This window comes from Lysinibacillus sp. FJAT-14745, assembly GCF_001275675.1.
In the GTDB taxonomy this organism is placed as follows: domain Bacteria; phylum Bacillota; class Bacilli; order Bacillales_A; family Planococcaceae; genus Lysinibacillus.
This window is the reverse complement of record NZ_LITM01000008.1, coordinates 328,808-343,198: the sequence shown is the minus strand read 5'-3', so window position 1 is coordinate 343,198 and position 14,391 is coordinate 328,808. Positions and strand designations below refer to the sequence as shown.

The following is a 14,391-nucleotide window of genomic DNA, read 5'->3' as shown; positions in this document are numbered from 1 at the left end:
TAAGCTCTTTAGCGCCGATGGTAGTTGGGGGCTTCCCCCTGTGAGAGTAGGACGTCGCTAGGCACCTGAAAAAGTCGAGGATTTATTCCTCGGCTTTTTTTCTATAAAGATAAATAATCTAGATAGCGGATCTACACAATTTACGGCGATTATGTACCGGGCACTTTGGTTATAAAACGCTTGAAAAAGAGAGATGTATCGTATATTCGATGCATCTCTTTTTTCTATGTGTGCCTGAACAATAGAGTACAACTCCCGAACTGCGAAGACAAAAGTAGAGGTTATCTAATAGCAAGGGTGTGTCCGTGCCGGAATCTGGTGGCAAAGCACCGGTCCTAAAAACACAAACTCATATGAAGGCTAGATATGATTAGATGGTATGGAAGTACATGTGCTTACTAAGGGAGGTCTGATGGGAATGTAAAGTACTTTATACTATACTTTGCGATAGGTAGCCGAACCATCAGAAATCAGCAGCGGTCATAGTACCTTTCACTTCTAGAATGAACAAACAATTCGGAGAAAATAGCCTTTGTTTTGCAGTTTTCTATGAAGAATACAGAAAATCCAAGATGGATCTACTCGGCAGAGATAGTGTGAATCTCATGAGAAACATCGAGAGAATGTAGTAAAGAAGCTTTTATCAAAATATGTTCAAAAACCAGTAAAAGTTGATTTACATCTTTTCCCCTAAGGTTTTTGCCTTAATAAGCAATAATCTTTAAAAGATAAAAGAATGCCCGATAAAAATAATTGAAAATAGATTTTGGTGATCAGACTTTTGCAAGTAATACAGAAGCGGTACAATCACTAATTTTGTGGTCATGTCATACACAGGATTTAAATAATGCTATTTTTTTCCGTATAATACTCATTGAAAATTATTTAAATAAAGTACTTTTGTAAAATGCGATACAATCGATAATTGTAAAAGAGGAAAAGTAAAAAAATATGTTTAAAGGCGTTTAATTAGAGGTATAGACTAAGTGTAAAAAGAAAATAATCTTGTATTTGGGGTAGTAGAAGTGGAGTTTCTAATTATTTCTTTTCATGTAATGCTAAATAACAAGCTTGATTGAAAGAGTAGATGAGTGATAGAAAAATATAGAATATCTACATTTCTTTGATTGAAAGAGTTCAAATCGTCTTTTGATAATTTTTTAGATACTTTCAGTAAAGATATTTGATTGATTATGGAGGAATATAGAAAAATGAAGCAGGAACAACAAAAACATCCAACCCCATGGCGTCCTAAAGGTTTTATTCAATGGTTACTGACAATCCTTGCAGTAATTGCATTTTCTTTTATTAGCATTATGACATACTATATTTGGAATCCAGGAGGTTTTCCTAATATAATGAGTGCCATCGGAGTGGGTGCATTGATAATACCTACGTTTCTATTAAGTATAACTGTTGTGATCATAATTTTATTAGTATTAGCTGTCTGGAGGAAAGCTTTAATAGCTCGGACAATTTTGATTCCTCTAGTTTTATTATTAAGTTTTTTAACTGTAGAGCCAATTATTGAAATGTTACATTACGCTAAAAACGAGAGTGTTTCCGTTTCGCTTCGTTCCCATTTTTTCGGTAAGACAGAAATCACATCAAAATTCACACAGGATGTTGTATACATGACAACCTCTGAAGGTGTGGAATTAAAGCTTGATGTGTGGCCAGCCAATGGAGACTCGAAAAAACCACTTCATCCTGCTATTGTACAAGTGCATGGAGGTGGATGGGTTGAGGGGGATAAAAAAAGAGCACCTCATTGGAATCAATGGTTAAGTGAATTAGGATATACTGTGTTTGATATACAATATCGTATGCCACCACATGCAGGATGGAAAGATGAAGTAGCTGATGTGAAATCAGCAATAGGATGGGTAGCAGAACATGCGGATGCTTACAAAATTGATCCTGAAAAAATAAACGTAATGGGACGGTCAGCAGGTGGGAATCTGGCTATGCTAGCTGCCTATAGTATGGGGGATACAAAGTTGCCTCCTTCAACAAATGTACCGTCAGTAACTATTAACTCTGTGATTAATATATACGGTCCGTCTGATATGGAGAAAGTTTATAAGAATAGTCCAAGTCCTGACTATGTGCAAGATGTTATGAAGAAATATATTGGAGGTACACCTTCACAATTCTCTGATCGTTATAAAATACTTTCGCCGATCAATTACATTCAGGAAAACACACCTCCTACTATTACACTTTTAGGAACGAGTGACCGAATTTTTCCAGAAGAACAGGCTGAAATTTTGGACAGGAAGCTAAAAGAAGTTAACGTTCCCCATGAACTTTATCTTCTTCCAAGGGCCGATCATGTTTTTGATGGAGTACCAAATAGTTTGAGCACACAGTTTGCTTATGAAAAAGTAAAAGCTTTTCTTCAAAAGTATAATTAGTAAACATAAGTATTTTTAGGGGAAATACGATTTTCCTTAGTGGAGGAACGCCATTTTTTCCTTTTCATAAAAAAGAGTAGACAAAACGCGTCTGCTCTTTTTTTTGTCCGGCGGTTGCCGATAGGAGATGAGGGCATGAAAGTATCAATCCGTATTGGGTAAGCTATTCTTTTTATCATAAATTTGTAACTATCTTCATATAGTATTAATAAGCCTATGAAAGGAGTCGTTATCATGCGCATGCCGGCACTACCTAAAAAGAAGTCTCCTCAAAGGGAAGCACCAAGGTCATGGTGGAAAGTTGTAAAAGCGTACTTATCCAGAGGGAGGTTTTACCGTTTACCACCTCGGAATCGATAAATCAGATTTAAATGTTCGATGCAAAAAAGTCGCTTTAATAGCGACTTTTTTATCTTCTTTCAGCAGGGGTTTGATTGTAGCGAAGCGACAGCTACAATTACACTAAGACGAAAATATTTATGATATCTGTTCATTTTCTAATAGAAATGTATTTTTTGTTGGGCCGATTAAATAAAGCTCATGCATGGCTCGAGTGAGAGCCACATAAAGTAGCTTGCGATCAACCTTCGTATCGTAGAAAGGTGTATCGAAGGCAGCTACGATCACAGCATCAAATTCAAGGCCCTTTGCTAAATGACTCGGAACAACGAGCAATAATTCCTGATTGATGGACTCATTTTCAGTTAGGAGCTGAGAAGCAATTTTTTTGTCTTTTAATGCTTTCTGCATTGTAATCGCCTCGGCAGTCGTTTTGCAAATTAAAGCAACGGAATGATGTCCATTGGCTCGGATGGCTTCAAAAATTTCTTGTATTTGCAGGGCATCAAATGATTGAGCCTGTATATAGGTAGGGGCATTGCCATGACGAACTACTGGCTCTACTAATGGAAGCTGTTCATCCATTTGCGCTAAAACCTTGTTCGCAACTTCCATAATTTCAATTGTTGTTCGATAGCTTTTTTGCAGCGTTCTAAAGCTTGCTCTAGGAAATAGATTTTGGACAGGTTCCCAGGCAGTAAGAGAACGATAGCTATGAATTCCTTGTGCTAAATCACCGACCATTGTAAACATATCTGTTTCAAGCCCAGTCTTTAAAGCAGCAAGCTGAAATAAACTATAGTCTTGTACTTCATCGATGAAAACGACTCGCATTTTCCATTCATCTGGAATGCCTTTTATACGAGCTTGTAAATAATACAGTGCCGCTAAATCTTCAAGCACCCATTGTTCTTTAGTATGTGCCTGTAAAAATTGCTGTTGCTCTAGATAATGCCATTCTGGAGCAAGCTCTGCTAAAAGCTCAGCATTAGATAGAAGAGTACGATAGAGAGTCTTGATGTTATGTTTAGAAAAGCGTCGCATATAAACAGTTGCTGTTGACTTTGCCTCTTTTTCAATGGCAGGAATGCGTTCATCACGCTCATCAATAAACTTCGTGACAACCCGACGACGTTTTTCATCATCACGGAATCCATCAAGCGCTCTACCAAGTGCTTCATCATATTTTTTATGGAGCGTATTTAAAATAGCCTGTTTCTTTTGACGGGCATGGCTTGCGAGCACTTTTTTAATATGTGCTAGTCGTTTTTCAATCGGCATATAAGAAAATTCATATAAAAATAGCTTCTTTAAATGGGAGGCACGCATAATGCAATATTTTTCAATGAAAACATCCTCAAATTGGTTGGCAATTTCCTGCTCAATCTTTTGAACGTATCGTTCTATTACATCACGGTAATAAAGAGAGCCCTTCATTTCAGATATCCAAGAAGCTACCTGTTGGGGTTCTCCTGCAACAAGAGATTCTAACTGTTCATTAGGATTTTGAAGTTTCAGTTTTAGCTTAGTCGCAGCTAGAACGTAATCGGTAAAGGTCGTTTGGCAAATTTTATCGACACCAAGCTCTGGTAGAACATCACCAATATAATCGATAAATAACTTATTCGGTGCTAAAATCATGAGCTGCTCAGGGTTAAAGTGCTCGCCCATTGTGTAGAGGAAGTAAGATATTCGGTGTAGGGCAATGGTTGTTTTTCCACTACCAGCAGCACCTTGTACGATAATAGGTTGACGAAGATGTGCTCGTATAATTTCGTTTTGCTCTTTTTGAATGGTAGAGACGATTTCTGTCAACCGCACATCTGCTTTTCCAGCTAACGCTTCTTGCAATAATTCATCGTTTGTTGTTAAATCAATATCCCGTAAATCAAGCAATTCACCATCATTGATTTTATATTGTCGCTTGGCAAATAGATGTCCCTTGTGGATTTCTCCGCGAACATCATATTCCATATCCCCAAGGCGACCATCATAATAGACGTTTGCTACTGGTGAACGCCAATCGACTATTATAGGTTCATGGGTTTCTCGGTGAAACAAAGAGGTTTTTCCAATATAAAGGAATTCTTCAGGATCTCCTGTCTTTTGAAAATGAATTCGGGCAAAGTATGGCTTTTTTTGAATGGCCTCTAAGCCTTCCTTTTGATTTCGGGCCATTTCAAAGAAACGAGCATTTGCTAAGATATTAATATAGCCCAAACTTGAATCTAAATAATCAAGATCTGCAATCGACTTACGAATATTCTCCTGAGCAGATTGCAAACCTCTTTGTGATTCATTTAAAATTTGCTGCATGTAATTTTTAGTGTAAGCTAGCCGCTCCACTTCAGCCTGAAAATCTGGATGTTGTGCAGTCATTTTTAGCACCTCCTAAGTACTTGCATTTTCAAGTAGATTATCATACTACTATATATAATATTTACCATCAAGTGAAATTGTATTAGGCTTATATAGGAAAAAGGGAAATCGAAATATAATGGCCCACCAGCTACTCTGTTGAGAGGTGGGCGAAACAGGAGGTTATCAAATTTGGATATTTTTGCTCATAGAGGCGTTTCGGCCCATTATCCAGAAAATACCATAGCTGCTTTTGTGGCCGCATCAAAACTACCGATTACAGGGATTGAACTAGATGTACATTTAACAGCGGATAGGGAGTTAGTCGTTATTCATGATGAAACAATCGATCGCACTTCTAATGGATCTGGTTTCGTAAAGGATTATACGCTACAAGAGCTTCGTGCATTTGATTTTGGTTCATGGCTTTCTTCTGAATTTGAAGGTGAAAGCATTCCAACTCTAGGGGACATTTTAGAGCTGTTTGCAGGCACAAATCATCGTATTAACATTGAGCTCAAAACAGATATATTTCCATATGACGGGATAGAAGCGCTTGTTATTAGGGAAGTAGCTGCATATCAAATGACAGAGAGAGTAATTATTTCCTCTTTTAATCATGAATCCATTCAGATCGTTGCACAAAGGGCACCGTATATTGAAAAAGCAGCGCTGTTTGCGGAGATTCTAGTTGATTTTAACGGCTATACAGCTCAAATCCCGGCAGATGCTATACATGTCAGCTTACCTACAGCATTTCGAAGATCAATTCAAGAAGCTCTAAATGAAGGAGCGACTGTACGTGTCTATACAGTTAATGATGGCGAGTACGCAAAACAATTACAGCAGCTCGGTGTACAGGCAATATTTACAGATGACCCGGAGAAGATAGTGTCTGGATTGGCTGATTAGTTGGGTTGAATGGCCGGGGTGGGGGATAGAAGCGGTAATACGGTCAGAGTGACTGATTGAAAGAGCCAGGGTGACGGAAAGAATGGCCAGAGCGACGGAAAGCAGAGTCGAATCGACGGATAGAAGGCAGAGCGACGGAAAGAAAAGCCGAAGTGACAGATAGAAAGGCAAGAGCGACGGAAAGAATAGTCGAATCGACGGATAGCCCTGCCAAAAACGTGGATAGAACCGTCCGAAACGTGGATAGCCCTGCCAAAAACGTGGATAGAACCGTCCGAAACGTGGATAGAACCGCCCAAACCACAGATACCTTCACCAAATCCGCGGATATCCGTTATGCGATGCGGGCTTTTTCGGATTTAACGCGCTGAGGGTGTTCGTATGTCAGTGCGTTAAATCCTAGTATGAGAAGAAAGGAGTTAAATTTTTTTGTTCTTACCACTTTACGCGATTTTCTTCGATGCTGCCTAGCATTTGCTTGATTACAAGTGTTTCGCCATTGTCTAGTAATACGGAGCCGTCGTAATAGCCAAACATTTGATGTACTTCAGATTTTATGAGACCAGCTTTTGTGACGGATACACGTTCGAAGAATGGGGAGAATGTTAATGAAACTTGGTTAGTGAATTTAGTCTTAATTTTCCACCGTTGCATTAAATCCTTTTGATCATAATTGAACAGTACATCCTCATGTATTTTTGTCATTTTTCCTTCAACGAAAACAGCATTTTCGGTCATTCCAGTTCCATCTGTCCATTTACCACCTAAATTGAGTCCGATTCGTCTACCTCGAACTCGTTGTGAGGCCATCCCCCAATTCCATGTGGATGTACGCGGCCAAACGCCACGACTGTATTCTAGTACAGAGAAGTTTTCCTCAGGAGAAAATGTAAAACGGCGATTACCAATTGTTACAAATCCAGAAGTAGGAAGTATATGATGCTTACCTGTAAATTGGAATGTTTTCCGGTTCCAAGGGATGACTACATTCAATGATTCATCTGTAGGCGGATGCTGAATGACAAGCTTTGCACGTAAAACATCTCCATCGAAGTCTGGGATCGAAACTGATAGATGTGTTTCATTTTGTACATATGTCATATCAATCATCATGTCGCTATTTTTGAAGGATACTGAATCTAGCACCTGTGTAGGCATTCTTAACTTTCCACCTAATGGAATGGTAATTGTTTTTTCAAAGTAGCGCTGTGTTTCATATTCAAGGAAATAGACGAAGCAGACCGCTGCGTAGTCTAGATGGCTAATAGTAGCTGAGAAGATGATCTCATCACCGTAGACACACCAATAATTCCATTTCTTTTTGCGCATGATATGGCCACTTAAATTGCTGTTTATGAGAGGTTTACGTGCAAATCCGATGGCAGCTGGATTTAAATTACCTTTTTTATCGCATAAAAGAGTAGGTTGTATAATTTCTTTCTCAGCATGCTGCTTCAATTTCAACATCCCTTCTGATTCGTAAAATAAAAATCTATAATTCCTTACCCTTATTGTAGCAAAAACAATCTTGAAATTGGCAAAGTTAGTTCCAATTAAGACCACATTCGACATTTTTATGAATAAGGACCTAGCTAATAGAAACCACTCTTTATACATATGTTGAACATAAGGAGGAGGAGTGTGGCAAAAATGTATAACAGACAGGCCGCTGTACAGTATGCGAACTTGTGGTGGAACAGACGGAATCCGGCATTTCCGAATTTTACTGTTGATTGTACGAACTATATATCTCAATGTTTACTTGCAGGAGGAGCGCCAATGCGAGGTGCTCCAAACAGAGGGAAGGGTTGGTGGCTTCAACATGGAAATTGGAGCTTTAGCTGGTCTGTTGCACATTCCCTTAGATGGTATTTGGAAGGCTCTACAACAGGGTTGAAGGGTAGGCGTGTAAAATCGGCCGAAGAATTAGAACTAGGAGATATCATTTTTTATGATTTCCAAGGGGATGGAAAAGTTGATCATTCTGTAATTGTGACAAGTATTCAAAACGGTATTCCATATGTTAACGCACACACTTCAGATAGTATTAATCGACCGTATTTTTATGAAGATTCAACGGCCTATACGCCAAGCATGACTTATTATTTCATTCATATAGAGGATAGCTTTGCTTAAGGTGATAGCGTTGTTAAAGCTCATCATTTTATGATAGTGTGAAGGATAAAAGATATACCTTTTAATTATTGTATTGTTACAGAAGGAGATAAGAGTATATGAGTGAACAATTTTTGTCTGTTAGGGATGCAATCGTTGAGCGTCGTTCTATTAAAAAATTTAATGGCCAGCCGGTAGATCGTGAAGATTTAATGGCCATTATTGACGATGCAGTATGGGCACCAAATCATGGGAATCGAGAGCCTTGGCGTTTAGTAGTTGCATGTGGTAAGGAGTTAGCTGCTCTTCATAATTTATTACGTGATCTAGCGATACCGAAATGGCAGGAGCTTTCAAGTGAAGATTTAGCGAAGCAAATGACGAAATTCACATTACCGGGTGGCTATGCTTTTGTAATCGTTCCAGAGGATGCACGACAAAAAGAGCGATTAGAAGATTACGCAGCGGCAAGTATTTTTATTCAAAATATTCAATTGCTAGCTTGGGATAAAGGAATCGGCGCATGCTGGAAAACACCTGGCTTCCTAGATAATCCGAAATTCCGTGAAGCCTTAAAGGTTCAACCGGGTGAGCGCGTAATCGCGATGCTACAAGTTGGCTATTTTGATGAAGTACCAAAAGGGAAAGAACGTAAAAAATCAGCAGATATCGTTACGATTTTTGGAGAATAATATAGCAAAATCCCCTCGTTACTTTTTAGCGAGGGGATTTGTTTCATTTATTTTTGTAATTCAGCAACCTCAAATAAATAATCACTTAAAACACGTAATCCTTTATCGAAGTTTTCTAAATGGAAGTGTTCATTTGGTGCATGGAAGTTTTCGCTTGATAAGCCGAAGCCCATTAGCACTACTGGCAATTCTAAAATTTCATCAAAGGCAGCCACGATAGGGATTGATCCTCCGCCACGTGTGTAAGCAGTTGGTACATTATATACTTTTTCGTATGAGCGACCAGCAGCTTGGATAAATGGATGATCAAATGGTGTTAAGAATGGACGACCTTTATCGAATTCAGAAATCGTCACTTCAACGCCAGTTGGCTTATGTTTTTCAATATGTGCTTTTAATAGTGCTACAATTTCATTTGGCTCTTGATTTGGCACAAGACGGCATGTGATTTTTGCGCCAGCCTCAGCAGGAAGCACGGTTTTAATGCCTTCGCCAGAGAAACCACCAAACACACCATTGACCTCTAATGTTGGGCGTGCCCAAGTACGTTCTAAATAGGAATAACCAGCTTCACCGAATAATTCTTTTACGCCAACTTCTTCCTTCACGGATTCTTCATCAAAACCAAGCGCACGGTAAGCTTCGCGTTCCTCTTCAGATAATGGTAAAACTTTATCGTAGAAGCCCTCAACTTGAATTGTGCCATGCTCATCACGGAAGGATGCTAAAATGTCAGCTAATGCATGTATAGCGTTTTGTACACCGCCACCGTAAAGACCAGAGTGAAGGTCACCTTTTGCACCACGAACATCAATTTGAACCCCCGTTAAGCCACGTAATCCATAGCATACAGCAGGCTTACCAGGTCCATATAAACCTGTATCAGAAATTAAAATTAAGTCAGCAGCTAGTTTCTCTTTATGCTCTTCAACATAGGCAGGAAGGTTAGGGCTACCAATCTCTTCTTCACCTTCATAGATGAATTTCACGTTCACAGGTAAAGTACCAGTTGTCGCAAATAATGCTTCAATCATTTTTAAGTGCATAAACACTTGTCCTTTATCATCACTAGCACCACGAGCGAATAGTTTGTTATCTCGGATTGTAGGGTTGAATGGCTCCGTTTCCCATAAATTTAATGGGTCAACCGGTTGGACATCATAATGACCGTAAAATAGAATAGTTGGTTTATCCTCTGCGTGTAACCAATCAGCATAAACAACAGGGTGACCTGCAGTTTGCGTAATGGAGACGTTCTCAAGATTTAGCTTTTTAAAAGCGTTTGCCAGCCACTCAGCGGCATTTTGTATATCTCCTTTATGCTCTGATAAAGAACTAATACTTGGAATACGTAAAAATTCATTTAATTCATGTAAGTGTGCTTCACGATGTTCTGAGAAATACGCATCTAATTGCTGTAAATTTGTCATCTAGCATCCCTCTTTTCAAATATTTCGATAATAGAAATAGTATAGCATAATGTGGTTGGGGAATCCTGTGATAGCAATGGTTTTGGAGATTTTTATTAATCCTCAGTTTTACTCAAGCACTGCGAGAACATCAAGTGAAGATTATTGGCAAGGTGAGTGAAAGAAGTTTCGAGGGAAAAGAAAAAGCCATAACGTTGGCAGACGCTACAGCTTAAATCCATCCTTTATGTTATTAAATTGGTCATTTAGTCATTCCATATATCATTCCAGATATATAAGGAATCAACCAAATGAACCATACTAATATACTTAACGTATGGAATTTTCTCATCATTTCTGAGTCTTTTTTTACCAATACAATAGAAGCCCAAATTGCATGGAATAACATTAACAAGATTGCTAATAAACCTGTTATGCCATGGAAACTAAATAGGGATCCTTGAGAGGCCATTTTTTCCATCATGGTAGTTCCAAGTGTATCGCATAGTAAGCCTATCCAAAAAATAATTACATGCCATAACTTTAATGTTTTTTGGAATTTTTCTGCCCATACTCCTACTGAATAAAAAATTAGTGCTGCTGTAATAAATATAGTAGCAATTATTAGCATTTCAATCACCCGATTCATAGCACTATTTAAATGTCTTTTTCCCTAAAAAAGAATATATACACCTATTGCTCAGACTTATTATAAAAAAGCAATATGAACAACAGATGAACAACAACATAGAAATTAGCATCTATATGTTGGAGCCCAGATAACAAAACGCAAATATTGTACGTTACTGAAACTTTTCGTAATTAAACTTCGTATATATAATCAAATGTTTTATTTATACATTAATGGGAGTTGTTATTGTGGAGAAATTCAGTAGTCCAGAAGAAATCATAGATATTTGGTTAAGCGAAGGTTACGAAAAAGTTTATAATGCTACATCCAAGGAGTTTCAGAAGATAGTCACTTTAGAACAATTCATTGAGCTAAGCACTTCTTTTAATAATGGTGTTAAAAATTATCAATTAGAAACAAAGACGGTATTACAAAATTTAACACATTACGTATGGTTAGATGATAGACGTGAGAAAGCAGTTGTAGCTTCCTTTGATAAATTCAATCAAATACAGCGTTTTTATTTAACGCCTTTTACTGTATTTCCAAAAACAGACCAACAATATACAGAAAATAAATACATAATGCCAATTAGAGATGAGTGGTTTGTTTTTTGGGGTGGTACGAATGAATTTGTAAATTATCATTATTTATATGAAAGTCAGCGATATGCTTACGATTTAGTAAAAGTTCAAGATGGACAATCTTATCAAAATAGCCAAATTCGAAATGAAAATTTTTATGCTTTTGATGAAGATATTATAGCACCAGCAGATGGTAAAGTCGTAAAAGTTGTAGATGGAATAAAAGATAATGTGCCTGGTGAAATGGATGAACATAATCCAGCAGGAAACTATGTCGTGATTGAACATGCAAATCATGAATTTAGTATGATTGCACATTTTAAACAGAACTCGATTTTAGTAAACTCAGGTGAAATCGTAAAAGAAGGGCAACTTATCGGGAAATGCGGAAACTCTGGTAATTCATCAGAATCTCACATTCATTTTCAGGTAATGGATTCCCCTGATCTTGTATATGGAAAATCCATTCGTATCCTATTTAAAGATGGCAAAGAGCCAATACAAGGAGATACGATATCTAATACATAAGAATATACAGATAGTTTTGACGAACAACTTTTTTGTTATGCCTTGAGAGATCTGGTGCATGGAATACATAGTTCAAAAATTTATAATTAAAATCAACAAGTGTACAATTAGAACACAATTCGCTTTACGATAATAACGTGGTGTAGCTCTACCATGGTTTCTAAAAAGAGCTATCTCGACAATTAACCGCAGTAGACAAGCCTTACTCCTAGCAGGGGAAGGCTTTTTCTTTTATGGATAAGAAATTGACACCGAAACAACAATCATTTGCTAGTGCCGAAAGAAGTTAAAAAAGATCACCCTACAATAGGTGACCTTCAATACTCCATTTTCGAATTTTGGCTATTTACCAAATGAAAGGGATTAGTTTTTTAGTTGTCTGTTTATATATTGTAAATTGTTCTCCGTACTTGTTTTGTAAGTAATCATCAGATTTTGGAATATAGCCGAAAATAAATACTAAGAATAAACCTAGAGGGATAAGCAAACTATAAATATTGTTAGAGATTAGCGCTAAGCCTAGTACCCAAAGGCAATCTCCAAGATAATTAATATGAATCGCATATTTAAATAAACCGCCTGTATATAGTTTACCTTTGTTTAAAGGATTGTCTTTAAAAGGTTTTCTAAGTAACTCTGAAACTGTGTTTAACATACTGCCCCCTAAAAACAATATCCAGCCTACGATAAGTACTGTTAAGTTTGGATCCTGATTACTAGTAATCATTAAAATGGGGAAACCTAAATAATAAATCCCAAAAGCTAGACTGTTCATGATGGCTTCTTGCCATGCAATACCTCTAGGCAACCATATAAACATCATAGCTGTTAATCGTAAAGCTGTAATAATTAAAGCAATAAAAAGCCCGAGTGAAATGCCTGATTTGTCATATGTAATGAAAAGTAAATAATAGGCAATGATTAAATAGATAATCTCAGTAACTAAAATCAAGATTTTTTCCTTTATCGTTGACTTATTTATGCCATACATTGTAAGACGCTCCTTCATTTTTTATTTAATAGGGAAATAGACCTCTATAATATTATTCTCCTCTGGTGTGCTATAGGGGTCCGTTTGATAAACTTCAAACGGAGCACTGTTCAGTTTATAGTTATTTTCAGCAAGCCAAACATGCAGCTTTGTATGAATAGAAGGTAAATCATCGTAAGAACCAATAAGCGTAGCCATTGCGCAAAGACCAGGATTAAACACTTTTGTTTTATTGGTGGCCATTGCAAGGGGAATGGCAATTTCAACATCATAATTTTCAGGTTCATATTCTGAACTATGGAAAATAGCAAGTGGCTTTGCGATAGGTGATAAATTCTCAAACAAAATTTTACTAAACAACTCATTAAAGTGTAGTAGAAAATCAGCGGTATTCATTTGTTTTCGTTGAGATAATATATGATAGGTTAAGTGATCAACAACTTTAATCTCAATCTGATCTAAATAACCCATGATATTTTCCTCTTCATCTAACAATTGAATATCAATCTTTAATTTTTTTAACAACGAAGAATAAAATGTAATCTGTTGTGTCAGATTTTCTTGTTTGGCTTTCATTTTAGAGTTAAGAAGTTCGGTATTTTCCCAATTAGCTAAAATAACCTTGATTTCTTCTAACGAAAATAAATAGCTTTTTAAGCGTGCAATCAATAAAGCTGTTTCTAATTGAGAAATATTATAATAGCGATAGTTGTTTTTAGCGTCTATGAAGGCAGGTTTTAAAAGTCCAATTTCATCATAGTAGCGAAGAGTCTTCAATGTAAGATGTGATATCTTTGAAAACTCACCAATTGTAAGCATAACAATCACCTCCTGTTTTAAATATAATGCTTCCTGTAAGGGGAGGGTCAATCAATGAACTAAATTTTTTTATTGTTATATAAAATATTAGCAGAATTAGGGAGTAATAGATTGTGAGACTGCATTAGGGTGGGAGTAGTTCAATGAATTTGATTTAACCTCAAGTTGGGTATACATTCCACAGGTGTTAATATGTCATTGTAAAAATATTCCGAATTTTTAGTTTTATGTTAATATATTTAGTGAACTATATTTTATGAGGGGGTCTTTAAATGTCTTCTACGACAACTTTAATCGAGGATTTTCAAGGTTTTTTTAATCGTTTTCAAAATGTATGGAATGGTTGCAACGCAAATGAAATGAATGCTTTGATTTCACCGGATATAGTAGTACGGTGGGTAGGACCTGGGACTAATATTTCAGATTGGGGATACGAAGAGACTTGTAATGGCTGGGTAGAAGCATATAAACAATATGAAGGTCATAATCCAAAATGGCATTTTAAAGAATTGCATATTACACCTGCATCTGAAAATGAAGTGATTGCAACGTTTTGGGTAACTTTTGAAATGGATGGGAAATTCATAGATGTAGTA

The 14,391-nt window shown here is 37.0% G+C and carries 12 protein-coding genes; 6 read left to right on the top strand and 6 right to left on the bottom strand.

Annotated features, from left to right (window positions below; translation table 11 throughout):
- Positions 1-1,211 precede the first annotated feature (1,211 nt).
- Entirely contained in the window at positions 1,212-2,417 is a 1,206-nt protein-coding gene (locus tag AMS59_RS15275) for an alpha/beta hydrolase (RefSeq protein WP_053484596.1), read from the top strand.
- Between the two features lie 477 nt (positions 2,418-2,894).
- On the opposite strand, the gene helD is transcribed toward AMS59_RS15275, so the two are convergent.
- Positions 2,895-5,135 carry an RNA polymerase recycling motor HelD gene (gene helD / locus AMS59_RS15265; protein WP_053484594.1) on the bottom strand — a complete coding sequence of 747 codons (2,241 nt, stop codon included), beginning with the start codon at positions 5,133-5,135 and terminating at the stop codon, positions 2,895-2,897.
- A 171-nt stretch (positions 5,136-5,306) separates the two neighbouring features.
- On the opposite strand from helD, the gene AMS59_RS15260 reads away from it, so the two are divergent.
- On the top strand, positions 5,307-6,026 hold the full coding sequence (locus AMS59_RS15260; protein ID WP_053484593.1) for a glycerophosphodiester phosphodiesterase: 720 nt from the start codon (positions 5,307-5,309) through the stop codon (positions 6,024-6,026).
- A gap of 435 nt (positions 6,027-6,461) precedes the next feature.
- On the opposite strand, the gene AMS59_RS15255 is transcribed toward AMS59_RS15260, so the two are convergent.
- Complete coding sequence (locus AMS59_RS15255; protein WP_053484592.1) at positions 6,462-7,484, bottom strand: DUF2804 domain-containing protein; 1,023 nt, start codon at positions 7,482-7,484, stop codon at positions 6,462-6,464.
- 183 nt (positions 7,485-7,667) lie between these two features.
- Between AMS59_RS15255 and AMS59_RS15250 the strand changes: the two genes are divergently transcribed.
- Together AMS59_RS15250 and AMS59_RS15245 are read left to right on the top strand one after the other, a co-directional pair.
- The gene (locus AMS59_RS15250) at positions 7,668-8,162 is read left to right on the top strand and encodes an amidase domain-containing protein (protein WP_053484591.1); all 495 of its coding nucleotides are present in this window, start codon (positions 7,668-7,670) and stop codon (positions 8,160-8,162) included.
- Between the two features lie 98 nt (positions 8,163-8,260).
- The gene (locus AMS59_RS15245; RefSeq protein WP_053484590.1) at positions 8,261-8,833 is read left to right on the top strand and encodes a nitroreductase; all 573 of its coding nucleotides are present in this window, start codon (positions 8,261-8,263) and stop codon (positions 8,831-8,833) included.
- Between the two features lie 47 nt (positions 8,834-8,880).
- Here AMS59_RS15245 and AMS59_RS15240 read toward each other — a convergent pair whose 3' ends face one another.
- Together AMS59_RS15240 and AMS59_RS15235 are read right to left on the bottom strand one after the other, a co-directional pair.
- On the bottom strand, positions 8,881-10,263 hold the full coding sequence (locus AMS59_RS15240; protein ID WP_053484589.1) for a dipeptidase: 1,383 nt from the start codon (positions 10,261-10,263) through the stop codon (positions 8,881-8,883).
- A gap of 241 nt (positions 10,264-10,504) precedes the next feature.
- Positions 10,505-10,873, bottom strand: coding sequence for an HsmA family protein (locus tag AMS59_RS15235; RefSeq protein ID WP_053484588.1), 369 nt, complete (start codon positions 10,871-10,873; stop codon positions 10,505-10,507).
- Positions 10,874-11,121: 248 nt separating this feature from the next.
- Between AMS59_RS15235 and AMS59_RS15230 the strand changes: the two genes are divergently transcribed.
- Positions 11,122-11,985, top strand: coding sequence for a M23 family metallopeptidase (locus AMS59_RS15230; protein ID WP_234007811.1), 864 nt, complete (start codon positions 11,122-11,124; stop codon positions 11,983-11,985).
- A 346-nt stretch (positions 11,986-12,331) separates the two neighbouring features.
- Here AMS59_RS15230 and AMS59_RS15225 read toward each other — a convergent pair whose 3' ends face one another.
- Positions 12,332-12,976, bottom strand: coding sequence for an isoprenylcysteine carboxylmethyltransferase family protein (locus tag AMS59_RS15225; RefSeq protein ID WP_053484586.1), 645 nt, complete (start codon positions 12,974-12,976; stop codon positions 12,332-12,334).
- Positions 12,977-12,997: 21 nt separating this feature from the next.
- Positions 12,998-13,795, bottom strand: coding sequence for a MerR family transcriptional regulator (locus tag AMS59_RS15220; RefSeq protein ID WP_053484585.1), 798 nt, complete (start codon positions 13,793-13,795; stop codon positions 12,998-13,000).
- Positions 13,796-14,067: 272 nt separating this feature from the next.
- Here AMS59_RS15220 and AMS59_RS25920 point away from each other — a divergent pair.
- A partial coding sequence (locus AMS59_RS25920) for a hypothetical protein (RefSeq protein ID WP_053484584.1) occupies positions 14,068-14,391 on the top strand: 324 nt, incomplete at its 3' end.

Coding starts and splice junctions, on each gene's coding strand:
- AMS59_RS15235 (WP_053484588.1), bottom strand. CDS start 10,873: ATGCTAATAATTGCTACTATATTTATTACAGCAGCACTAATTTTTTAT.
- AMS59_RS15225 (WP_053484586.1), bottom strand. CDS start 12,976: ATGTATGGCATAAATAAGTCAACGATAAAGGAAAAAATCTTGATTTTA.
- AMS59_RS15220 (WP_053484585.1), bottom strand. CDS start 13,795: ATGCTTACAATTGGTGAGTTTTCAAAGATATCACATCTTACATTGAAG.
- AMS59_RS15275 (WP_053484596.1), top strand. CDS start 1,212: ATGAAGCAGGAACAACAAAAACATCCAACCCCATGGCGTCCTAAAGGT.
- AMS59_RS15240 (WP_053484589.1), bottom strand. CDS start 10,263: ATGACAAATTTACAGCAATTAGATGCGTATTTCTCAGAACATCGTGAA.
- AMS59_RS15245 (WP_053484590.1), top strand. CDS start 8,261: ATGAGTGAACAATTTTTGTCTGTTAGGGATGCAATCGTTGAGCGTCGT.
- helD (WP_053484594.1), bottom strand. CDS start 5,135: ATGACTGCACAACATCCAGATTTTCAGGCTGAAGTGGAGCGGCTAGCT.